The sequence below is a fragment of the Hoeflea sp. YIM 152468 genome (genome assembly GCF_029210485.1).
Taxonomy (GTDB): Bacteria; Pseudomonadota; Alphaproteobacteria; order Rhizobiales; family Rhizobiaceae; genus Hoeflea.
The window spans coordinates 463,355-486,540 of the sequence record NZ_JARGET010000038.1; the positions used below are offsets into that span (position 1 = coordinate 463,355).

Annotated in this window: 20 protein-coding genes; 14 read left to right on the forward strand and 6 right to left on the reverse strand. The window is 58.2% G+C overall.

The features are described 5' to 3' along the window. The first annotated feature begins 71 nt into the window (after nt 1-71). The 8 genes from hemE to PZ897_RS20200 all read left to right on the forward strand — a co-directional run bounded on the left by hemE (nt 72) and on the right by PZ897_RS20200 (nt 8,920). Entirely contained in the window at nt 72-1,109 is a 1,038-nt protein-coding gene (gene hemE, locus PZ897_RS20165; RefSeq protein ID WP_275754549.1) for a uroporphyrinogen decarboxylase, read from the forward strand. After that, nucleotides 1,109-1,654, forward strand: a complete 546-nt coding sequence (hemJ, locus tag PZ897_RS20170; protein WP_275754550.1) for a protoporphyrinogen oxidase HemJ — start codon at nt 1,109-1,111, stop codon at nt 1,652-1,654. Before hemE ends, hemJ begins: the two co-directional genes overlap by 1 nt. A 198-nt stretch (nt 1,655-1,852) precedes the next feature. After that, nucleotides 1,853-3,118, forward strand: coding sequence for a transcription termination factor Rho (gene rho, locus PZ897_RS20175; RefSeq protein ID WP_275754551.1), 1,266 nt, complete (start codon nt 1,853-1,855; stop codon nt 3,116-3,118). Nucleotides 3,119-3,155: 37 nt separating this feature from the next. Then, entirely contained in the window at nt 3,156-4,487 is a 1,332-nt protein-coding gene (gene mnmE, locus PZ897_RS20180; RefSeq protein ID WP_275754552.1) for a tRNA uridine-5-carboxymethylaminomethyl(34) synthesis GTPase MnmE, read from the forward strand. 166 nt (nt 4,488-4,653) lie between these two features. Further along, nucleotides 4,654-6,534, forward strand: a complete 1,881-nt coding sequence (mnmG, locus tag PZ897_RS20185; RefSeq protein WP_275754553.1) for a tRNA uridine-5-carboxymethylaminomethyl(34) synthesis enzyme MnmG — start codon at nt 4,654-4,656, stop codon at nt 6,532-6,534. 7 nt (nt 6,535-6,541) lie between these two features. Next, a complete protein-coding gene (locus PZ897_RS20190; protein WP_275754554.1) occupies nt 6,542-7,180 on the forward strand; it encodes a 16S rRNA (guanine(527)-N(7))-methyltransferase RsmG in 639 nt (212 codons plus the stop codon). A 17-nt stretch (nt 7,181-7,197) separates the two neighbouring features. Beyond that, a complete protein-coding gene (locus tag PZ897_RS20195; protein WP_275754555.1) occupies nt 7,198-7,992 on the forward strand; it encodes a ParA family protein in 795 nt (264 codons plus the stop codon). Nucleotides 7,993-8,026: 34 nt separating this feature from the next. Continuing rightward, nucleotides 8,027-8,920 carry a ParB/RepB/Spo0J family partition protein gene (locus tag PZ897_RS20200; protein WP_275754557.1) on the forward strand — a complete coding sequence of 298 codons (894 nt, stop codon included), beginning with the start codon at nt 8,027-8,029 and terminating at the stop codon, nt 8,918-8,920. 24 nt (nt 8,921-8,944) lie between these two features. Here PZ897_RS20200 and holA read toward each other — a convergent pair whose 3' ends face one another. From holA to leuS, 3 genes are read right to left on the reverse strand one after another with little or no spacing between them, the layout of a single operon-like run. Beyond that, nucleotides 8,945-9,973 carry a DNA polymerase III subunit delta gene (gene holA / locus PZ897_RS20205; protein ID WP_275754558.1) on the reverse strand — a complete coding sequence of 343 codons (1,029 nt, stop codon included), beginning with the start codon at nt 9,971-9,973 and terminating at the stop codon, nt 8,945-8,947. A 25-nt stretch (nt 9,974-9,998) separates the two neighbouring features. Beyond that, nucleotides 9,999-10,502, reverse strand: coding sequence for a hypothetical protein (locus PZ897_RS20210; RefSeq protein WP_275754559.1), 504 nt, complete (start codon nt 10,500-10,502; stop codon nt 9,999-10,001). Continuing rightward, on the reverse strand, nt 10,489-13,119 hold the full coding sequence (leuS, locus tag PZ897_RS20215; protein WP_275754560.1) for a leucine--tRNA ligase: 2,631 nt from the start codon (nt 13,117-13,119) through the stop codon (nt 10,489-10,491). Before leuS ends, PZ897_RS20210 begins: the two co-directional genes overlap by 14 nt. A 225-nt stretch (nt 13,120-13,344) precedes the next feature. On the opposite strand from leuS, the gene PZ897_RS20220 reads away from it, so the two are divergent. From PZ897_RS20220 to PZ897_RS20230, 3 genes are all read left to right on the forward strand, one after another. Then, nucleotides 13,345-14,013, forward strand: coding sequence for a YggS family pyridoxal phosphate-dependent enzyme (locus tag PZ897_RS20220; protein WP_275754561.1), 669 nt, complete (start codon nt 13,345-13,347; stop codon nt 14,011-14,013). A gap of 132 nt (nt 14,014-14,145) precedes the next feature. Further along, nucleotides 14,146-16,056, forward strand: a complete 1,911-nt coding sequence (locus PZ897_RS20225; RefSeq protein ID WP_275754562.1) for a propionyl-CoA synthetase — start codon at nt 14,146-14,148, stop codon at nt 16,054-16,056. A gap of 154 nt (nt 16,057-16,210) precedes the next feature. After that, entirely contained in the window at nt 16,211-16,996 is a 786-nt protein-coding gene (locus PZ897_RS20230) for an SDR family oxidoreductase (protein WP_275754563.1), read from the forward strand. Between the two features lie 133 nt (nt 16,997-17,129). On the opposite strand, the gene PZ897_RS20235 is transcribed toward PZ897_RS20230, so the two are convergent. Beyond that, on the reverse strand, nt 17,130-17,825 hold the full coding sequence (locus PZ897_RS20235; protein ID WP_275754564.1) for a DUF1013 domain-containing protein: 696 nt from the start codon (nt 17,823-17,825) through the stop codon (nt 17,130-17,132). A 240-nt stretch (nt 17,826-18,065) separates the two neighbouring features. Between PZ897_RS20235 and acs the strand changes: the two genes are divergently transcribed. Beyond that, nucleotides 18,066-20,018 (forward strand): acetate--CoA ligase, encoded by a 1,953-nt coding sequence (gene acs / locus PZ897_RS20240; protein WP_275754565.1) that lies wholly within the window; start codon nt 18,066-18,068, stop codon nt 20,016-20,018. Nucleotides 20,019-20,352: 334 nt separating this feature from the next. Here the strand turns inward: acs and PZ897_RS20245 are convergent, their stop codons facing one another. Next, on the reverse strand, nt 20,353-20,823 hold the full coding sequence (locus tag PZ897_RS20245) for a thermonuclease family protein (protein WP_275754566.1): 471 nt from the start codon (nt 20,821-20,823) through the stop codon (nt 20,353-20,355). Between the two features lie 90 nt (nt 20,824-20,913). Between PZ897_RS20245 and PZ897_RS20250 the strand changes: the two genes are divergently transcribed. Beyond that, nucleotides 20,914-21,864 carry an IS1595 family transposase gene (locus PZ897_RS20250; RefSeq protein WP_275754599.1) on the forward strand — a complete coding sequence of 317 codons (951 nt, stop codon included), beginning with the start codon at nt 20,914-20,916 and terminating at the stop codon, nt 21,862-21,864. A gap of 169 nt (nt 21,865-22,033) precedes the next feature. Here PZ897_RS20250 and PZ897_RS20255 read toward each other — a convergent pair whose 3' ends face one another. Continuing rightward, nucleotides 22,034-22,768: a DUF3800 domain-containing protein gene (locus PZ897_RS20255; RefSeq protein ID WP_275754600.1), complete on the reverse strand. Its 735-nt coding sequence runs from the start codon at nt 22,766-22,768 to the stop codon at nt 22,034-22,036. Nucleotides 22,769-22,790: 22 nt separating this feature from the next. On the opposite strand from PZ897_RS20255, the gene PZ897_RS20260 reads away from it, so the two are divergent. After that, nucleotides 22,791-22,985, forward strand: coding sequence for a hypothetical protein (locus PZ897_RS20260; RefSeq protein ID WP_275754567.1), 195 nt, complete (start codon nt 22,791-22,793; stop codon nt 22,983-22,985). Nucleotides 22,986-23,186 lie beyond the last annotated feature (201 nt).

The following is a 23,186-nucleotide window of genomic DNA, read 5'->3' on the forward strand; positions in this document are numbered from 1 at the left end:
CTAATCCCCGTAAACCACAGAGTCTAAGAATCAGAATCCTTTTCAATAAGGATTTATTAAAGGAAGTGGTGATGACGAAAACCGGTGATCGCAAGGTGATGAAGGTGTTGGCCGGGGAAACAGTTTTTCCGCCCCCGATCTGGCTGATGAGACAGGCAGGCCGGTATCTGCCGGAGTATCGGGCAACACGGGCGTCAGCGAACGGTTTTCTTGATGTCTGCTACACCCCCGACCTGGCAGTCGAAGTGACGCTGCAGCCGATCAGGCGATTTGGCTTTGATGCGGCAATCCTGTTTTCCGATATTCTGGTGATTCCGGATGCGCTTGACCGCAATGTGCGGTTTGTCGAAGGAACCGGCCCGTTGATGGATCCGATATCGGTTGAAGCCATTGCGGCGCTTGATCCATCACGGCTGCATACGCATCTGGCCCCGGTCTACGAGACTGTGCGACGGTTGCGGTCCGAATTGCCGGCTGAAACGACGCTGCTGGGATTCTGCGGCGCGCCGTGGACGGTTGCCACCTACATGATTGCCGGGCGCGGGACGCCCGACCAGGCGCCGTCGCGGCTGTTTGCGATGCAACACCCTGAGGCGTTCATGAAATTGCTGACGCTGCTTGCGGAAATGTCAGCCGATTATCTGATCGCGCAAATCGATGCCGGTGCAGATGCGGTGCAGATCTTTGATTCCTGGGCCGGAGTGCTGTCGGAACGCGATTTCACCAGGTACTCGATCGAGCCGGTGAAATACATGGTCGACCGGATCAAGCGGGAACGGCCCGGTGTGCCGGTGATCAGTTTTGCCAAGGGCGCCGGCGCGTTACTGGAAACCTACCGGGCTGCGACGGGGATTGATTGCGTCGGGCTGGACTGGACAGTTCCTTCTGGCCTGGCAAGGAAGATACAGCAGGGTGGAGCTGTGCAAGGCAATCTCGACCCCTTGCGGATGGTGGCGGGTGGCGCGGCGCTCGATGAAGGCATCGACGAAGTGCTGGAGACCCTGGGCGCCGGTCCGCTGATATTCAATCTCGGTCACGGGATCACGCCGCAGGCAGATCCTGAAAATGTCACGCGCCTGATACAGCGTGTCAGGAGCGCGCAGCGCTGATGAGCGGCGATCTGGCAACCAGTGGCACTGAAGGCAGCAAGGCCAAGCGCAAGGCCTATCTGAGCATTGCCAGTGTGGTCGCGCTGGCGCTGGCTGCCTGGTGGTTTGAACCGGCCTGGCTCTACGAGTGGCTCAAGGTCCTGCATGTGGTCGCGGTGATCTCGTGGATGGTCGGGCTGTTCTATCTGCCGCGGCTGTTCGTCTACCATGCCGACGCGGCCGCCGGTAGCGAGCCGGCGGCGACATTCGTGGTGATGGAACAGCGGCTTCTCAAGGTGATCATGGGCCCGGCAATGATGGTGTCCTGGACAGTCGGATTGTGGCTGGCATGGAGCGGGTTTTCGTTTTCAGGGCTATGGCTCTGGATCAAGATTGCCGCCGTGGTCGGGTTGACGTTGTTCCATGTCTTTCTTTCCCGTTCGGCGCGCCGGTTTGCAGCCGGCACCAACACCATGACGGCCCGGCAATGGCGGATCGCCAACGAGGTCCCGACCGTGTTAATGATCGTTGCCATCATCATGGTGGTCATCAAACCGTTCGGCTGAAGCGGCCCTACGGTCTGCTGCGGGAGTGTGATGCAGCAAATAAGCCCGAAACGGGGCTTGCGACGTTTCACGTGAATCGCTATCTAAGAAGCCACGTCTTTCAAGGCGGGCGCCAGTATCCATCTGGTCGGCTTCCCAAAGCCTGGTTCCAAATGCCCGTCTCTTCCCATACCTATAAATACAGAATTTGGATTTCCCATGCAGGAAATGAAGCTTCAAGAGCTCAAGAACAAATCCGCTACTGATCTTTTGGCATTTGCCGAATCAGTCGAGGTGGAAAACGCCGGTGTGCTGCGCAAACAGGAATTGATGTTTGCCATTCTCAAGCAACTGGCGGAAAAGGATGTCGAGATCATCGGAGAGGGTGTTGTCGAGTTGCTGCAGGATGGCTTCGGCTTCATGCGCTCGGCCAATGCCAATTACCTTCCGGGACCGGACGACATCTACATATCGCCCTCCCAGATCCGTCGCTTTTCACTGAAGACCGGAGATACGGTTGAGGGTCCGATACGCGGGCCGAAAGAAGGTGAACGCTACTTCGCGCTTCTCAAGGTCAACAAGATCAACTTTGAAGATCCGGAGAAGATCCGGCACAAGGTTCATTTCGACAATCTGACGCCGCTTTATCCCGATGAGCGCTTCAAGATGGAAGTGGACAATCCGACCACCAAGGATATCTCCGCCAGAGTGATTGATCTGGTGGCGCCGATCGGCAAGGGGCAGCGCGGCCTGATCGTGGCTCCTCCCCGGACCGGTAAGACGGTGCTGTTGCAGAATATCGCGCACTCGATCACTGCAAATCACCCCGATTGTTACCTGATCGTGCTGCTGATTGACGAACGGCCCGAAGAAGTCACGGACATGCAGCGCTCGGTCAAGGGTGAAGTCGTGGCCTCGACCTTCGATGAACCGGCGGTACGCCACGTCCAGGTTGCCGAGATGGTGATCGAGAAGGCCAAGCGCCTGGTTGAACATGGCCGCGACGTGGTCATTCTGCTCGATTCGATCACCCGATTGGGACGGGCTTACAACACTGTTGTTCCATCATCGGGCAAGGTGCTGACCGGTGGTGTTGATGCAAATGCGCTGCAGCGTCCCAAGCGGTTCTTCGGCGCGGCGCGCAACATTGAAGAAGGTGGTTCGCTTACCATCATCGCCACGGCATTGATCGACACCGGATCGCGCATGGATGAAGTGATCTTTGAGGAATTCAAGGGTACCGGCAACTCGGAAATCGTTCTCGACCGCAAGGTTGCAGACAAGAGAATCTTCCCGTCGTTGGATATTCTCAAGTCCGGCACCCGGAAAGAGGATCTTCTGGTGCCGAAGCAGGATCTGCAGAAGATTTTCGTGTTGCGGCGGATTCTTGCGCCGATGGGAACAACCGATGCAATCGAGTTCCTGATCGACAAGCTCAAGCAGACCAAGACCAACAGCGATTTCTTCGACTCGATGAATACCTGACCAATCTCCGGAATCATCACATCGATTCGGTACCGGTATGGATAGACGCGCGACAATCTACGCTTTGTCTTCGGGCCACCCTCCAGCCGGGGTGGCGGTTATCAGGCTATCAGGTCCACGAGTTCGATTCGGACTCGAAACCTTAATTGGTTCCGTTCCAACCGCGCGGACCGCGCACCTGGCGCAGATTCGTGATCCGGCAGGAACCCTGCTTGATCGCGGATTGGTGCTGTTCTTTCCTGAACCGAACTCTTTCACCGGGGAAGATGTCGCCGAGCTGCAAATCCATGGTGGCCGGGCATCCGTTGATGCCGTTCTTGGAGCATTGTCGTCCCTCTCCGGTTTCCGGATGGCCGATCCCGGCGAATACACCAGACGCGCTTTTGCCAATGGACGGATGGATCTGACAGCGGTGGAGGGTCTTTCGGACCTGATCCGGGCAGAAACAGAGGCCCAGCGCCGGCAGGCTCTCGAACAGGCTGACGGCGGATTGAAGGATCTCTACCAGGGTTGGGCGACGAGGTTGACCCATGCGCGAGCCATGATCGAGGCCGAACTTGATTTTTCCGATGAGGAGGATGTGCCGGGCTCTGTGACCGACCTTGTATGGCCGGATATGGCGTTGCTTGCTCAGGAAATCGCCGGACATCTGCAGAATGCAAAGGCGGGTGAACTTATCCGCGACGGATTCCGCATTGCGTTGATCGGCCCGCCAAATGTCGGAAAATCCTCCTTATTGAACCGCCTGGCGCAACGCGATGTGGCCATTGTCTCCGCGACGCCGGGGACGACCAGAGATGTGGTCGAGGTTCGTCTCGACATCGGCGGCCGTCTTGTCCTGTTGCAGGATACAGCGGGTTTGCGCCAATCCAGTGATGCGGTCGAATTGGAGGGAATGCGCCGCAGCCGCGCCACGGCAGAGACGGCTGATTTGGTCTTGGAACTGCGCGATCTTGCCGATACAGCAGCCGGCACCGCAGACAACACCGCAGATGCCGGGGACAGTTTGCTGATCTGGACAAAAGCGGATCTGGTTGCAACGAACTCTAAGGAGATGCAGAAACCAGGCTTGCTGGTGTCGAGCACGACCGGATTTGGTGTGGATGAGCTGATCGCCGAACTCTCACATCGCATTTCCAAATCGGTGGCAACGCATGCGGAGTTGGCGCCGTCCCGGGCCCGGCACGTCGAGTTGCTGCAGTCTTGCCTGAGGGATTTGCAAGAGGCTATCACTGATCCGGAGTCCCCAATCGAAATTCGCTCGGAAAACTTGAGATCCGCGGCGGCCTCACTGGGGAGAATCACCGGATCGGTTGATGTGGAAGATTTACTCGGGGTGATATTTTCGGAATTCTGCGTCGGCAAATGATTCACGTGAAACATGGGCTGTGTCACGACACCTTGAATGATTCACGTGAAACATGACAATCAACCGGCGATGCGCCACCGGACTGGCTGATTGTTGTTTCACGTGAAACGTTTGCCCTTGACTTGCAAAACAACTTGCCCAAGAACACAGCCATCGGAGAACTGTGATGAAGTATGATGTCATCGTCATCGGTGGTGGACATGCCGGCAGCGAAGCCGCCGCGGCCTCAGCGCGTCTGGGTGCACGGACAGCTCTGGTTACCCACAATATCGAGACAATCGGCACGATGTCCTGCAATCCCGCCATCGGTGGTCTGGGCAAGGGACATCTGGTGCGGGAAATTGACGCCATGGACGGATTGATGGGCGTCGCCGCCGACCGGTCCGGGATCCAGTTCCGAATGCTGAATCGCCGAAAAGGACCGGCTGTCTGGGGACCCCGAACCCAGGCCGACCGAAGGCTGTATCGTCAGGCTGTCCAGCAGCTGCTGACAGATACCCCGAACCTGGATTTGATTGCGGGCGAGGTCGACGATCTCGAGATCGATGACGGCAGCGTTACCGGGGTCCGGTTGAAGGACGGCCGCGCGATCCAGTGCGACACCGTGGTGCTGACAACCGGCACGTTCTTGCGCGGCCTGATCCATCTGGGAGATCAGAAGATACCAGCCGGCCGGATGAATGAGGGTCCGTCCCTGGGCTTGTCAGCCACGCTGGAAAAAGCCGGTTTTCAATTGGGCCGACTGAAGACCGGCACGCCGGCGCGCCTGGACGGCAGGACGATCAATTGGGATCTGGTGGAATGGCAGGAGGCGGACGCCGAACCGATTCCGTTTTCGTTTCTCACAGATAGAATTGAGGTGCCGCAGGTCCGCTGTGGCATCACCCGGACCACGGAAGCGACCCATCGGATCATTCGCGACAATATTCACCGGTCAGCGATGTATTCGGGGCAGATTGAAGGCGTCGGCCCGCGCTATTGCCCTTCGATTGAAGACAAGATCGTCCGGTTCGGGGAACGCGACGGACATCAGATATTCTTGGAACCGGAAGGTCTGGATGATCCGACTGTCTATCCCAACGGGATCTCGACGTCGTTGCCGGAAGATGTGCAGGCTGAATTTCTGAAAACCATCCCGGGTTTGGCTGACGTCCGTATCATTCAGCCTGGCTATGCGATCGAGTATGACCATGTCGATCCGCGCGAACTGAGCCAGACGCTTGAAGCCCGCCGGATTAACGGCCTGTTCCTGGCCGGCCAGATCAATGGTACCACCGGCTATGAGGAAGCGGCTGCGCAGGGGCTGGTGGCGGGCTTGAATGCCGCGTTGAAAGTTCAGGGCCGGCCAGCCTGCCTGTTCAGCCGGACTGATTCCTATATTGGTGTGATGGTCGACGACCTGACCACCAAGGGGGTTTCGGAGCCCTATCGGATGTTTACATCGCGGGCAGAGTATCGGCTGTCGCTGCGGGCCGACAATGCCGAAACACGCTTGACCCCCAAAGCGATGGAACTGGGTTGCCTCTCATCCGGGCGGCGGCAGAAATTCGAGACCTATGTCGATTCGCTTGCGGAATGCCTGCACGATTTGAAGGTGTTGAGCCTCTCGCCCAATGAGGCGATGCGGCATGGCCTGTCACTTAACAAGGACGGTATAAGGCGATCAGCATTTCAATTGCTGTCTTACCCGGATATTTCGATTGATACGCTGGTCGGGATCTGGCCAAGGCTCGGCCAACATGATCCAAGGGTATTGAACGCTGCCGCGGTGGATGCAACCTATGCCGTCTATCTCGACCGGCAGAAACAGGATATCGACCAACGCCGCCAGGAGGAAGCTCGCTTGATTCCCGATGATTTTGACTATGATTCGCTGTCGGGGCTCTCACGCGAGTTGAAAATCAAGCTCGAAGCGGTTCGCCCGCCTTCAATCGGGCATGCTGAACGGATCGAAGGCATGACTCCGGCAGCGATCGCGCTTTTGTTGGCCAATCTCCGCAAGATTACCGCGTCCCCACCACCGGTAAAGATTGGTGGCTTGGGCTGATATGACAATGGAATCGAAGACAGAAGGATTCTTCCCTGAATCCGAATTTGTTTCACGTGAAACATGGGAAAAATTGCGTCTGTACGCAGATTTGACACGCAAATGGCAGGCATCCTTTAATCTCATTTCTCCCAAGACAGTGCCGGACCTGTGGGAGCGCCATATTCTCGACAGTCTGCAGCTCTACCGGCTCCGCCCGGATCCCCTGACCTGGATGGATATGGGAAGCGGCGCGGGCTTTCCCGGCCTGGTCACGGCGATTTGCCTGGCCGAACAAGGCCAGGGCTGGGTCCATCTGGTGGAGAGCAACCATAAAAAGGCAGCGTTCCTGCGGCAGGTGATTGTGGAAACCGCCGCCCGCGCCAGCGTCCATCCCATCCGCATTGAAACCGCCTGCTCTACGCTCGGCGATATCGACGCGATATCGGCGCGCGCGCTGGCACCGCTGACGGATTTGCTCAATCACGCCTGGGTTTTCGCTCAGAAGAAACCTTTATTGGAGATTTGGCTGCATAAAGGACTGGATTACCCTGCAGAAGTTCGATCAGCACGTGACCTTTGGCGTTTTGATCTGATAGAACATCCAAGTCTGATGCAGGATGGATCGGCAATCCTGCACATCAGATCCCTTTCCAAGCGTAACTAAGCCGCGGACCCTTTTCGATGCAGCCTTCGAAGAACCGGATCATCACAATCGCCAATCAAAAAGGCGGCGTTGGCAAGACAACCACCGCCATCAATCTCGCCACGGCACTTGCTGCCATCGGCGAGGAGGTTTTGATTGTCGATATCGACCCCCAAGGCAATGCCAGCACCGGGCTTGGCATTGATCGCAAGGATCGTGGAGTTTCAGCCTATGATCTGTTGACCCAGAATGCCTCGGTCAGCGAAACCGTCATGCAGACCGCCGTGCCGCATTTGAGCCTGATTCCGTCAACGATGGATCTGCTCGGCGTGGAAATGGAAATCGCCGGCGCCCCCGACCGGGTGTTCCGGTTGAAAAAGGCTTTGCAAGCGGACGATGCACGGCACTATGATTACGTGTTGATCGACTGCCCGCCCTCGCTCAACCTTCTGACGATGAATGCAATGGCGGCGGCGCATTCGATCCTGGTTCCGTTGCAATGTGAATTTTTTGCGCTTGAGGGCTTGAGCCAGTTGCTCGAAACCGTCGGTCAGGTGCGCGATTCGCTCAATCCGACGCTGGATATCCAGGGCATTGTCATGACCATGTATGACGCGCGCAACAATCTGGCGCTTCAGGTTGTTGAAGATGTGCGCTCGCATCTGGGCGACAAGGTCTACCGGACGCTGATTCCGCGCAATGTGCGCGTGTCCGAAGCCCCGTCCTATGGCAAGCCGGCGATCCTTTACGATCTCAAATGCGCCGGCAGCCAGGCCTATCTGCAACTGGCGTCCGAAGTGATTCAACGCGAACGCAACCGTAAGGCTGCCTGACCCGAGAGGTTGCGCAGCAAGAGTGGATAAGACGATGTCAGACGATTTTTCAAAAAAGCGCCTGGGCCGTGGGCTCGCTGCCCTGATCGGGGAAATTGACAAGCCATTGGAATCGGAGGCCCGGCCGTCGGTGTCGGCCGACCGGCAGGTGCCCATCGAGCATGTCAGCCGCAACCCGCGCAATCCGCGGCGAATGTTCGACCCGACGGATCTTGAGGACCTGTCACGTTCAATCCGCCAGCACGGTATCGTGCAGCCGATCATGGTGCGCAGCGCCGGCGATGACCGCTATGAGATCATTGCCGGCGAGCGGCGCTGGCGTGCCGCGCAAATGGCCGGGCTGGTGGAGATTCCGGTTATCGTCCGTGATGTCGACGACCGCACCGCGCTGGAGATAGCGATTGTTGAAAACGTGCAGCGTGCGGATCTCAATGCACTGGAAGAAGCGCAAGGCTACGAACAGCTGATCGCCCAGTACGATTACACGCAAAACGATCTTGGCGAGGTGATCGGCAAAAGCCGCAGCCACGTGGCCAATTCGTTGCGGCTGCTCAAACTGCCTGATGACGTGCGCAGCATGCTTGCCGATGGCGCACTGTCAGCCGGTCATGCCAGGGCAATCGTCTCGACATCCGACCCGGTTCGGCTGGCGAAATTGATTGTCGACGGCGGCTTGTCCGTGCGCGACGCCGAACGGCTGGCGCAAAAGGACGCTGATCAGGCCGCCAGCCCGGGTGGTTATGAAACCAAATCCGTCCGGCGTGCGGACGACAAGGATGCGGATACGGTCGCGTTGGAGCGAAGCCTGTCTGACGTGCTGGGTCTCAAGGTGCAACTGGCGCACAAGGGAAAGGGCGGGCAGTTGCGTATCGACTACAAATCGCTGGAACAGCTGGATGAACTTTGCCGGCTATTGGGCGAAAAATAACAGTCACATCAACATGTTCTATGATTAACGACTGAGCAGGCAGGTTCGCAGCAGTGCCTGCCTGGCGATTGATGCTTCCAGATGCGGGCGCCGGCGGGTTTCGAAAACAGCTTCCGACAACCGGCGCATTTCCCGGTTTATCGCCTCCAGCCGCCAGTGTCTGAGCGCCCGTTCGACCACCGGCTTGCGCTTGAAATGGATACCACGGCCTTTTTCGCTGATGGCCTGGGCCGGCTGCCGGCCGTGGCTTTCAACCAGTGCCCGCATGACATCGAGCTGTTCAAATTGCAAGATACAGCCGCGCAACACTAAAAACACGGACGTCTTGGAAGCGAGGATGCGTTCCAAAGACGCCTCCAGACGCACGAGATCTCCGGAAAAGACGGCATCGACCGCATCATCGACAGAAAGAGCGGCGACGTCGCCGATGGCTTCAATGACATCGTTATCGGTGACGGTTCCCGATCCGTGGCAGTAAAGAGCAAGCTTTTTCAACTCGTTACGGCTTGCCAAGCGATCTCCACCAAGCAGTTGAGCCAGCCTCTGGCGGGCGTCTGCGTCAACTACCAGATTGGCGCCGCCTAGCTCGTCGTCAATCAGCGTCTGGATGCCACGGGCGTCATCGGCATAGCACGGCACGGCCAGCGCAGTCCGTGCGGTCTCGACAAGTTTGCGCAAACCGCTGGATTTCTTGAGGTCGCCGGCCTCGATCAACAGATGGGACGAACCCGGATCAGTCTCTGCGACCGCCGTGAGCGACTGAATCAGGCCGCGATCATTGCCGGCGTTCTTGACCCAGACCAACCGGTCGCCGCCAAACAGACTGATGGCAGAAAATTCATCCGCCAACCGTCCCGGATCACCGGTCAGATCCGAGGCTTCCAGTTTGAGAACCGCAAAATCGTCCGTGAGGTCAACACCTGTCTTGGCTGCGATCAGCGCCGCGCGCTCGGAGACCAGACCGCGATCCGGGCCATAGACCAGGACAATGCGATAGGGCGTTCCCTCACGGCGGATGAAAGCGGAAAATTCGTGGGTTTTCAGCTGCGCCATGATCTGCGCCAGTCCAATCCAGACATCACCGCGCGAGCGCTGCTGCCACATCAGCGCGGACAAGGGCGGCCACTGCCCGGGCGGCGCGATCTTCCGCTTCCAGCTTGGCCCGTTCCTGGGCAAACAGCTGGGAAGGAAGGTCCAGTTGCGCGTCGGCGCTGCGCGATCCGGATGCGACAGTTTCACCGGTGCTCACCGATTTGAGCACATATCTTGCGGTCACTGTGGTCCGGGCTGCGGAAAACTCATTGTCGAGGCCGCCCGGCAGGATGCCGGACATTCCGGCGGTGACGGCAAGCTCGAGGTGATAGGCGCTGTCTTGGTGTTCACCGCCAAATCCCAAAACCAGTTCATTGCGTACGATCTGTTCCACGCGCTGTTCGGCTGTCGAAACCGAAACGGACTGGTCCGGGCCTGCAAAGGTGCCGTAAAGCGGCTGCGCCTGGCAGCCAGCCAGCATTCCAAGGCCCAGGATGACGGCCAGAGCCCGCATCTTCTGTCCCGGTCGGAGAACTTCAAATGACAACATTGACGATCCTCTGCGGTACGATGATGAGTTTTCGCGGCGGATTGCCTCCGGTCGCTGTCTGTACGAAATCCAGTCCCAAGACGGCGGTTTCAATCGCAGCTTGATCGGCATTGCGGTCAATTGTCAAATCACCCCGTTTCTTGCCGTTGATCTGCACCGGCAGGGTGATCTGTTCATCGGTAATCAGGCCGGGGTCATAGGCCGGCCAGGGCGTGGTTGCCACCATGCCGTCATTGCCGAGCAATTTCCAGCTTTCTTCCGCCAGATGCGGCATCATCGGCGCAATCAGCAACACCAGCATATCGGCAGCCTGTTTGCAGGCGGCCTTGAGGTCGGCGTCAGCTTTGCCGGCCGTCACATCCGCCAGCGGCGCTGCAAGCGTGTTGACCAGTTCATAGAGCCGCGCCACAGCCTTGTTGAAGGCCAGCTTCTCGATATCCTCGCCAACAGCCTTGACGGTCTTGTGGGCGCTGCGTGAGAGCGCAAGCGCCCGTCCGCCTTCTCCGGTCCCGCCTTCGGTTCCTGACAATTGACCGGCTGCATCGCCAAGCAGGCGCCAGATCCGCTGGACAAATCGGTGCGCTCCCTCGACGCCGGCCTCGGTCCAGATGACGTCGCGGTCGGGCGGGGAATCCGACAGCATGAAAAAACGGGCCGTGTCGGCACCATAGCTGTCGATGATGTCGTCGGGATCGACAACGTTCTTTTTTGACTTCGACATCTTCTCGATCGAGCCAATGACCAGGGGTTCGCCGGTTGTGGCGTGGCGCGCCTGGCGCAGCCCGTCGGTGTCCTCGATCATCACCTCGGCTGGGGCAATCCATTCGCCCTTGCTGCCCTTTTCGGTGCGGTAGGTTTCGTGAACCACCATGCCCTGGGTGAAAAGACCGCGGAAGGGCTCCTTCAGGTCGATATGACCGGTCTGCTGCATGGCGCGGGTGAAGAACCGCGAATAGAGCAGGTGCAGGATCGCGTGTTCGATGCCGCCGATATACTGATCCACCGGCAGCCAGGCACTGGCGACTGCCGGATCGGTCGGAGTCTCGTGCCGTGGCGCGGTAAACCGGGCGAAATACCAGGATGAATCGACGAATGTGTCCATTGTGTCGGTTTCACGCCGTGCCGGCTTTTCGCATGCCGGGCAATTCACATGGCGCCAGGTGGGATGGTGGTCGAGCGGATTGCCGGGCTTGTCCAGCGTCACGTCATCAGGCAGCCGGACCGGCAAATCCTTGACGGGGACCGGGACAACACCGCAATCGTCGCAATGAATGACCGGTATCGGCGCACCCCAATAGCGTTGACGCGAAAGACCCCAGTCACGCAACCTGTAGTGGATTTTGCGTCGGGCTTGCGGCGCATCGCCAAGAGTTTGGGATTCGAGCAGATCGGCGACGGTATCGAATGCGGTTTCCGGCGACAGGCCATCAAGGTTGCGCGAGTTGATCATGATGCCATCGCCGACATAGGCTGTGTCGGTGATCACGAAGCTTGCCGCATCGGCATCGGCGGGCATGACGACGGGTGTCACCGGCAAATTGTATTTGCGGGCGAAATCGAGGTCGCGCTGATCGCCTGACGGGCAGCCGAAGATGGCTCCGGTGCCGTAATCCATCAAAACGAAATTGGCGATGAAGACCGGAACGGTCCACTCCCGATCAAGCGGATGGACCACGTTGATCGTGGTCTTGAGGCCGATTTTCTCCGCAGTGTCGAGTGCGGCGAGCGAGGTTCCGGCGCGGCGGCACTGATCGCAAAACTCGGCGACGGCGGGATCCTTCTTGGCAAGGGTCCGGGCCAGTGGATGATCGGCGGCAATCGCCAGGAACGATGCGCCAAACAGAGTGTCCGGCCGTGTCGTGTAGACTTCAATATCGGTTGCGCCATCCGCAGCGGCGGGATTGGCGATTTCCCAGCGCATCGACAGGCCCTCGGACTTGCCGATCCAGTTTTTCTGCATCAGCCGGACCTTTTCCGGCCAATGATCCAGGTCATCCAGCGAAACCAGCAGATCCTCGGCGAAATCGGAAATTCGGAAGAACCATTGTGTCAGTTCGCGCTGCTCGACAAGCGCGCCGGAACGCCAGCCGCGCCCGTCAATAACCTGCTCATTGGCAAGCACGGTCAGATCCACCGGATCCCAGTTGACCTTTGAATTGCGGCGGTAGATCAGGCCGGCGGCGAGAAAATCGAGGAACAGCGCTTGCTGCTGTTTGTAATAGTCGACGTCGCAGGTGGCGAATTCGCGACTCCAGTCCAGCGACAGGCCCATGGATTTGAGCTGCTTGCGCATCGCGTCGATATTGGCGTAGGTCCAGTCGCGCGGATGGACCTTGTTCTGCATGGCCGCGTTCTCGGCGGGCATGCCGAACGCATCCCACCCCATCGGGTGCAGAACGTTGAAGCCGCGGGCCCGCTTGTAGCGCGCCACCACGTCGCCCATGGCGTAATTGCGGACATGCCCCATGTGAATCCGGCCTGACGGATAGGGAAACATTTCCAGCACATAGTATTTCGGAGCAGAACTGTCGTCGAGCGTCTCGAAAATACGTGCTTCTTCCCACTTGCGTTGCCAGCGGATTTCCGCCTGTTTGGGATTGTAACGTTCAATTGTCATATGGGATCATCCGAAAACCTGTCCGATTTTGCCGCGACCTTCACCATGAAACCCGCCTAGCGTCAACCACCGAGCGGCTTTGCAGCCCAAGTTGGCGGACGGCGAGATCAGTTTGCTGATGTTGCTGACTTGCGTGCATGGCAGCCTGCTGCTGGATTGGCAAGCCGATCGGGCTGCGCTAACACCATGTCAGATAGCAAAAAAAGCAAGAGAATGGAGCACAGCGTGAGTGCACGGGAAAATCTCGAGACCATCCGCGCAGCCATAGCAGTGGCTGAATCCGAAGCCGGCAGACAAACAGGCATGGTGCGGCTTGTGGCCGTGTCAAAGACCAAGACGGCTGACGAAATCCGACCGGTGATCGCAGCCGGGCAACGTGTGTTCGGTGAAAATCGCGTTCAGGAGGCGCAATCAAAGTGGCCTGGTCTGACCGCTGAAACAGCCGGGATCGAGCTTCATCTCATCGGTCCTTTGCAGTCGAACAAAACGGCGGACGCGGTGGCCCTGTTTGACGTGATCCAGACCGTCGACCGGGTAAAGATTGCCCGCGAAATCGCCCGCGAAATGGAAAAGCAGGGCAAACGCCCGGCGCTCTATGTTCAGATCAATACCGGATCCGAGCCGCAAAAGGCCGGCATCGAACCGAAGGAGGCCGGCGGTTTCATTGAGCTGTGCCGCACAGACTTGGGCCTGGAAATCGCGGGTCTGATGTGCATTCCGCCTGCGGAGGAGAATCCGGGGCCGCATTTCGCCCTGCTCGCCAAAATCGGCCGTGACAACAATATTGACGTTTTGTCGATGGGCATGTCGGGCGATTTCGAGACGGCAATAGCGCTTGGTGCGACGACGGTCCGGGTCGGATCGGCGATTTTCGGCGCGCGCCAATCGATTTGACCGGATGACCTAGTCCAATGTCTAGTTTTCGCAGCGGGCTGATGCGCCTAGGGTGGCTGTGAAGCCGGAGGATGCAGGAATTGCGCGGCTGCACAAGCGACGCGGTGTCTGTTGGATGTGGAGGAGAGGTCCATGACGGGCAATTATGCCGAGGTCTACAAGAGCTGGCGGGAGGATTCACCGGGCTTCTGGATGGAGCAGGCCGCTGCGATTGACTGGTTCATAAAGCCGGAGACCGCTTTTGATCCCGATCTGGGTGCCTATGGCCGGTGGTATCCGGATGGTGTCACCAACACCTGTTACAATTGTCTTGATCGCCATGTGGCAGCCGGTCGCGGCGACCAGGCGGCGCTGATCTATGACAGCCCGCTCACCGGAGCGAAGCGGCGCATCAGCTACTCAGCCATGCTGGCGGAAGTCGAGGCCTTTGCCGGTGCACTGTCGGACAGGGGAATCGGCAAGGGAGACCGGGTTATCATCTATATGCCGATGGTGCCCGAAGCCATCGTCGCCATGCTTGCCTGCGCCCGGCTTGGCGCAGTGCACTCCGTGGTGTTTGGCGGTTTTGCGGCGCACGAACTCGCCACCCGCATAGACGATAGCCAGGCCAAGCTCATCGTCACCGCGTCCTGTGGCATCGAGCCGGGCCGCATTGTTGCCTACAAGCCGCTGCTTGATGCGGCGATCGAGCAAGCGCGGCACAAGCCCGATAGCACCATCGTGCTGCAGCGGGACAACCACCGCTGCGAGTTGATCGAGGGGCGGGATTTTGATTACGCGACACTGATTGCGGCAAATGCCGGCCGCAAAACCGAGTGTGCGCAGGTCCTGTCGACCGATCCGCTCTATGTCCTGTACACATCCGGCACCACCGGCAAGCCCAAGGGCGTGGTGCGCGACAATGGCGGTCACATGGCCGCACTCTACTGGTCGATGCACGCGATCTACGGCGTCAAACCCGGCGAGGTATTCTGGGCGGCCTCCGATATCGGCTGGGTGGTTGGCCATTCCTATATCGTCTACGCGCCATTGCTGCACGGCAACACCACCATCGTGTTCGAAGGCAAGCCGGTCGGAACACCCGATGCGGGGACGTTCTGGAGAGTGATCGCAGAGCACAAGGTTGCCGTGCTGTTTACGGCTCCGACCGCGTTTCGCGCCATTCGCAAGGACGATCCGCAGGGAAGCCGGGTCAAGTCTTATGACATGTCCGGCTTCAGGGCGTTGTTTCTGGCCGGCGAGCGTGCGGATCCGGACACCATCCAGTGGGCCGAGCGAATCCTGGATGTTCCGGTTATCGATCACTGGTGGCAAACCGAAACCGGCTGGACAATTGCCGGAAACCCCATGGGGCTGGGGCTTCTACCGGTCAAATATGGCTCCCCGGCGGTGCCGATGCCCGGCTATGATGTGCGGGTCATCGATGATGAAGGTCATCCGGTGGCTACAGGAAGCTTGGGCAATGTGGTGCTGCAATTGCCCTTGCCGCCGGGGTGTCTGTCGACGTTGTGGAACGCAGAGAGCCGGTTTCACGAGGCGTATCTGGCTGAATTTCCGGGCTATTACAAGACGGCGGATGCCGGCTATGTTGATGATGACGGGTATCTGTTCATCATGGCCCGGACCGATGACATCATCAATGTGGCAGGTCACAGGCTGTCGACCGGCGGCATGGAAGAGGCGGTGTCGGGCCATCCCGATGTGGTGGAATGTGCGGTTATCGGGATCGCCGACACCATGAAGGGGCAGATCCCGGTTGGCTTCATCGTCATCAGTTCAGGCCCGGACCGGAGCGAAGCCGAGGTCGAGAAAGAAGTGATCCAGCGGGTCCGTGACCAGATCGGCCCGGTCGCCGCCTTCAAGACCGTGATGGTGGTCAAACGGCTTCCCAAGACCCGGTCAGGCAAGATCCTGCGGGCTACAATGCAGAAAATTGCGGATGGCGAAGACTGGACTATGCCTGCGACCATTGATGATCCGGCCGTTCTGGACGAGATTTCCGACCTGCTGACAAAGCGCGGGATCGGCAAGAAGCGCGATTGACCTCCCCACTCACCCGGGTCAAGGTTGCGTGCGTCGTGAAACGGCGGGCGGAAAAGCCGGTTTGGCGATCACTTGCAACCGGCACCACCCTTGAAAGCCGGGCGCGGCTTTGCGTCAAAATGCGCGCGTGACACCCTCAGACAAAGGACAAATCATGAGACTGGATGGACGAACAGCAATCGTGACCGGTGGCGCCAAAGGCATCGGCCTGGCGGTGGTGCGGCGCCTGGCATCCGAAGGCGCAAGAGTGATGATCGCCGATGTTGATGAGGCTGCCGGCGCTGCTGCGGTGGAATCAGCGTCCGGCGATGGCGAGGTGCTGTTTACGGCAACCGACGTGGCCGGACGGCTTGATGTTCACAATCTGGTGGCAAAAACCATTGATGCCTTCGGCTCGATCAATGCGCTGGTCAACAATGCCGGCATTGTGCATGCCGCCGATTTTCTCGACCTCGAAGAGGCCGATTTCGACCGGGTTCTGGCGGTCAATCTCAAGAGTGCGTTCTTGTGCGGTCAGGCCGTGGCTCGTCACATGGTCGAGCAGATCGCCGCTGGCGAAGCGCCGGGCTCAATCGTCAACATGTCGTCGATCAACGACACGTTCGCGATCGCCAATCAGGTTGCCTATTCGGTGTCGAAGGGGGGTGTGAGCCAGTTGACCAGGGCGATGGCGCTGTCGCTGGCGCCGCACGGAATCCGCGTCAATGCCGTCGGTCCAGGCTCGATCATGACCGATATGCTGGCATCCGTTGCCGACAATCCGGAAATCCGGACCCGGATCCTGTCGCGCACGCCGCTGGGGCGCATTGGCGATCCGTCGGAGATTGCCGCCGTGACGGCGTTCTTGCTGTCAGAGGATGCAAGCTATGTGACCGGCCAAACAATCTATGCCGATGGCGGCCGGATGCCGCTCAATTACACGGTTCCGGTCAAGGAATAGGTCGGCCGGAGCCACTGTGACGACTCAGTCAAAAAGCCCGGGCCTTGAAGGAACTGACCCCCGAAGTTGGTGTCCAACATTCGGGGGTCGGTTCAAAATTCCGGGCCCTTCGCATTGGGAGAGCAGGTCCGGATCAGGGGTTCTCGTCTTCGTCTTCGGGCTCGGTGCGTTTCATCGAGGTCAGCTTTGCGAACACCGCATCTGCATCGATTTCCTTTTCGCCTGGCTCTTCAACCGGTTGTGCGGTTTCGGTCTCACGGGCGGAAACCAGCACACTGCCCTGTCCCTGGTCGGCCAGGGCGACACGGTTCTTCGACGCGCGTTCGACTTCCATGTCGAGATCAATCTGGGTGCAGAGGCCGAGTGTCACCGGATCCATCGGCGTCAGATTGGCGGCGTTCCAGTGCGTGCGGTTGCGGATCTGTTCAATGGTTGATTTGGTCGTGCCGACCAGACGGGAGATCTGTGCGTCCTTGAGTTCAGGGTGGTTGCGAACCAGCCACAAAATGGCATTGGGCCGATCCTGACGCTTGGACACCGGCGTGTAGCGCGGACCCTTGCGTTTGGTTTCGGGTACGCGAACCTTCGGTTCGGCGAGTTTGAGCTTCACCTCGGGATTGGCTTCCGCCGCCGCGATATCTTCGCGCGAAAGCTGTCCGGTGGCGACCGGGTCGAGACCCTTGATGCCCTGCGAGGCCTCGCCGTCGGCGATGGCCTTCACCTCAAGCGGGTGAAGCTTGCAGAACAGTGCGATCTGATCGAAGCTCAACGCGGTGTTGTCGACGAGCCAGACGGCGGTGGCCTTGGGCATGAGAAGCTGCTGCGCCATAAATACAATTCTCCTGTACGTCCGCTCCGGGGGCGCGGGCCGTGGATGAAACCACTATTTCCGGGAAATCGGCGTCTTTATAACCGCAAGTGGGGTCAATTGCAATTGTTTGAGCGTGCATTTGCGAACCGATCCAATGTCTAATTGCGACAATGCTTTGCACTGCTAATAATGGGCGTTATGAATGTTGGGTGCGATTGATTTGTTGAGACGCGCACACCGTAAGTGAGGAGGCCCCCCATGTCGCAAAAAACCTACAAAGTCCTGAAGGATGCAAAATCCAGGGCGTTGATCGATGATGAAACCTACCAGAAATGGTACAAGCAGAGCATCAAGGATCCGGACAAATTCTGGGGCAAGCACGGCAAGCGGATCGACTGGTTCAAACCCTTCACCAAGGTCAAAAACACCAGCTTTACAGGCAAGGTGGAAATCAAGTGGTTTGAAGACGGCCTGACCAATGTCTCCTATAACTGCATTGACCGGCACCTTGAAAAACGCGGCGACCAGGTCGCCATCATCTGGGAGGGCGACAACCCTTACGATGACAAGAAGATCACCTATCGCGAGCTTTACCATCAGGTATGCCGGCTTGCCAATGTGATGAAATCGAAGGGTGTGAAGAAGGGTGACCGCGTCACCATCTACATGCCGATGATCCCCGAAGCGGCCTACGCCATGCTGGCCTGTACCCGTATCGGCGCGGTGCATTCGATCGTTTTTGGCGGATTTTCGCCCGACGCGCTTGCCGGGCGAATCATCGATTGCGAATCAACCTTTGTGATCACCGCGGATGAAGGTCTGCGCGGTGGAAAGAAGGTTCCGCTCAAGCACAATACCGACCTTGCCATAGACCTCGCCCGGCGAAACAACGTCGTGGTCAAGAACGTGCTGGTGGTGCAGCGCACGGCCGGAAAGATCGAGTGGTTTGAAGACCGCGATATCTGGTATCATCAGGCGGTTGCTGCGGCGAAGCCGGATTGCCCACCTGCCAAAATGAAGGCGGAAGATCCGCTGTTCATCCTTTACACGTCCGGGTCAACCGGCCAGCCCAAGGGCGTGCTGCATACCACCGGCGGTTATCTGGTTTTTGCCTCGATGACGCATGAGTATGTCTTCGACTATCATGACGGCGACATCTACTGGTGCACGGCTGATGTGGGCTGGGTCACCGGGCATTCCTATATCGTCTACGGCCCGCTGGCCAATGGGGCGACCACGCTGATGTTCGAGGGCGTGCCGAACTATCCAACACCGAGCCGGTTCTGGGATGTGGTCGACAAGCACCAGGTCAATATTTTCTACACGGCGCCGACAGCAATTCGGGCGCTGATGGGCGCCGGTGACGCGCATGTCAAGAAGACGTCGCGCAAATCTCTCAGAACGCTTGGATCGGTGGGTGAGCCGATCAATCCGGAAGCCTGGGAATGGTATTTCAATGTGGTCGGCGAGAAGAAATGCCCGGTGGTCGACACCTGGTGGCAGACCGAAACCGGCGGCATCATGATCACGCCGCTGCCCGGCGCCACCGCTCTCAAGCCCGGGTCGGCAACACGGCCGTTCTTCGGGGTGGAGCCGCAACTGGTCGATGGTGATGGTGACGTTCTGGCGGGCACGGCTGAAGGCAATTTGTGTATCACCGATTCCTGGCCGGGCCAGATGCGGACTGTCTATGGTGACCATGAGCGGTTCATCCAGACCTATTTCTCGACCTACAAGGGCAAGTACTTCACCGGCGACGGCTGCCGCCGCGACGAGGACGGCTATTACTGGATTACCGGCCGGGTCGACGATGTCATCAATGTCTCGGGGCACCGCATGGGAACGGCGGAAGTCGAAAGTGCGCTGGTATCGCATGATTCCGTGTCCGAGGCCGCTGTCGTCGGCTATCCGCACGACGTCAAGGGCCAGGGCATCTACTGCTACATCACGTTGATGGAAGGTAAAGTGGGCGATGATGCGCTGCGCAAGGCGCTGGTTGCGCATGTGCGGCATGAAATTGGTCCGATTGCCTCTCCCGACAAGATCCAGTTTTCGCCCGGTTTGCCCAAAACCCGCTCGGGCAAAATCATGCGCCGGATCTTGCGCAAGATTGCCGAGGACGAGTTCAGTGCCCTGGGCGATACCTCGACGCTCGCCGATCCTGCTGTCGTCGACGAATTGATCACCAACCGGCAGAACAAGAAGAGCTGAGCAGGCGCCGGGGCGGGTTGTCCCGCCCCGGCCCTCCGGCCCGGCGTATCGCGGCCTGGTGATCTGAAAATATTTTCGCTTCAGCGCTTGGCAAGCGGAGATGTTTGTCCCACATTGAGCCTGTCATTAACAAACGAGAGGAGGTGATCTGATGTCGAGTGATTCCCAAAAGCCGGTTCGTACGATTCGGATTGCCGGACTTCGGAGCAGCCTCTGAAGCGCCGGTAACACTGGCAAGTCCTGATCCATCGCTGATGGGATCGGGCAGGCGTCCAACCGGCGCTGGAATTCACGAAGGCCACCCTCAGGGGTGGCCTTTTTGATGTCTGGTGGTTCACCCGGTGCAGGCGGGCTTGGGACGCTTGCCACCTTGGTACGGCCGGGCGAGCCCGCTGGCCAGCATGGCTGCGGCGATGTCGCGGTTGCCTGCCTTCACGTCGGCCAGAACCCGGCCGAAATATTTTCCGCCCGAGACATTGATCAACTCGATTGTCGCAAAGCCGGAGACCAGCCGTTCGAGCTGGGCGTGCGCCCGTTTTGCCGCCGCGCGCTGTTCCGGGCATCGGGATCGCCGCTCCGGCGTATCGATGCCGCGCAACCGGATCGAGACACGTACCGCATGACCCGGCCAGGGATGTGCATCGACCTCAAGCGTATCGCCATCGATTATCCTGACCACCTGCGCTGTGACCGGTCCGGCAATGCTGCGAAAGCGTTTGTCGGCGGCTGCGGCAGTGATCGCGCCGGCTTGAGCGAAGCATAAAGAGATGATCAGGAACAGACAGGAGAAGGAAAAATGTCTCATAGACAAGGAATATATTGGCGATATTATACTTGACAAACCCAATGCGGTAAGCGATAACCCAATCAGCAAGTTAGCTGATTGGGTTATGTCATGTCCGTACTGAGCAGGGAATATTTTCACAACGAGGCCGCAGCCTTCGAACACGTCGAGAGCATTCTGTGGCCGAACGGCCCGGTTTGCCCCCATTGCGGAAACAATGACCGCATCTACTGCCTTGAGGGTGTGCGCTCCAAGCCTTCCAAGAAGAACCCGGAAGGTGTCGAGCGCCACGGCCTGAAAAAGTGCGCCGAATGCCGCAAGCAGTTTACTGTTCGCATTGGCACGATCTTCGAAGAAAGCCACATTCCGGTGCACAAATGGCTTCAGGCCATCCACCTGATGTGTTCCAGCAAGAAGGGCATTAGCTCTAACCAGCTTCACCGCGTCCTTGAAATCACGCTCAAGAGCGCATGGTTCCTGTCTCACCGTATCCGTGAGGCAATGCGGACCGGCGTTTTCGATACCCCGCTTGGCGGCAACGGCAAGGTTGTGGAAGCCGACGAAACTTTCATCGGCAACAAGAAGGGCTTTGAAAAGAAGGGGGGCGGCGCTGGTCACAAGATGACTGTCATGAGCCTTGTGGAGCGTGGCGGCGACGTCCGTTCGGTGGTTCTGGACCGGATCAGCAAGCAGGGCATTGGCAAGGTTATCGCAGACAACGTGCATCACGAGAGCCGACTAATTACCGATACCGCTGTCTATTACAAAAAGCGCGGCTTCAACGTTGCCAGCCACGAGATGGTCAACCACCACAAGGGCGAATACGTCCGGGATGATGTCTACACAAACACGCTGGAAGGCTTCTACAGTATCTTCAAACGCGGCATGAAGGGCGTCTATCAGCATTGCGCTGAGAAGCACCTGCACCGCTACGCTGCTGAATTTGATTTCCGCTATAACAACCGCATTGCGCGGGGCGTGAACGATACCGAACGGGCGATGAATGCGCTGATCGGTGTTGCCGGTAAGCGGCTGACTTATGAAGGGTCTGATTTCGTCTGAAGGTTTTTACAGGCCGGAACAGCTCAGGTTCCGTTTCTACAAAGCCTCATTTCGGAAGCGGAACAAAGGTTGAATTTTTGAGCATATTTACCCATAATGGGATAGTCGCGGTGGCCGAAACCTCACCCTATTGGGTAAGGGCGTGGCCTAAGCCATGGCTCCTTAGAGCCTAGGCCATCGTGGCCCGTCTGTGTTTGGCGTCGAAATCAAGATGCCATATGTCGAAACCATCTCCCCTCGGAAGAGGTGTTGGGACGGCAAAAGATGGAACGCGGAACAAGCCTCGCGCCTCGGGTAAAAAGTCTCTTTTGTGGGCTGCCGCGTCCAAGGCAAGGTAGTGCATGTTTGTATCGTATGCGACCAAGCCAGACAGTAAGTCTGCCAATTGGATTAGCCTGCTCTTTTTGGAATTTGCGAATTCGACAACCCTATATGGGGAATAGTTGATGCCGCTGTCTTTGCGGAACCGCGCGTTAAGTGTTTCCTTGAGCTTGTCTGGGGTGTGCTTGGTGGTCCGATCGTCAAGGAAGACGCAAAATCGATTATCGTGTCCGCGAGTCCGTGCGTACTTGTATAGAATAGTGAAAAGAAACTTCGTGAAGCCGAGATCTCTGTCACCATCGTTATGTTGCCGGTGGTTGACTTTCGTCATATCGACCACCAGGCAGTTAAACTGGAGGTAATTGGCGTCGATCATTTGCCAAATGCTCTGGTAGATATGTGCATACATCGGGGCGCTTTTTCGGGTGAATTTGCCCCATTTTAGCTCTGATGTTCCCGCGCCATGTGATCGCATGATATGGTTGATTGTAGAAGCAATGCGCGGGGCCATCGACGCTGCGCAGAATATTGTACCGATAACTAGATATCGGTTCTTGGTTTGCGAGCTCTCGTCGCAATACACATGGAATTTTGGGAGTTTAGCTATGTCGAGCAAGTTGAAGGTGCCGCCTCTCCCGGTTGAGTCGGAAAAGGAGAAGCTTAGTCAGGTAGACAAGTTCAAACAAGCCGCCCGCGAACTGGAAACAGACGACGACGAGGCCCGGTTTGACGAGCGCCTCAACAAGATTGTCAAAGCGCCCGCCAAAAAGCCGCCTAAGGATCAGGCAAGTTCGGAATAGAGTTCCCTTGCCTGCGCTTCGCTGCCGGGGTGAAGGGTGCCATTCTTCACCTCTGAGATCCTGCCGCCGTTAACATCGTATTTCGCTGCAATTCGGCTCTGGATACAGCCGTCCCAAAGCATCATGTGGATCTGAACAGGATCGTGTCCCGCAGCGTGGTGTAGCTGACAGGGTGGTCACCAGTGTTTTCCGGTAGGGTCG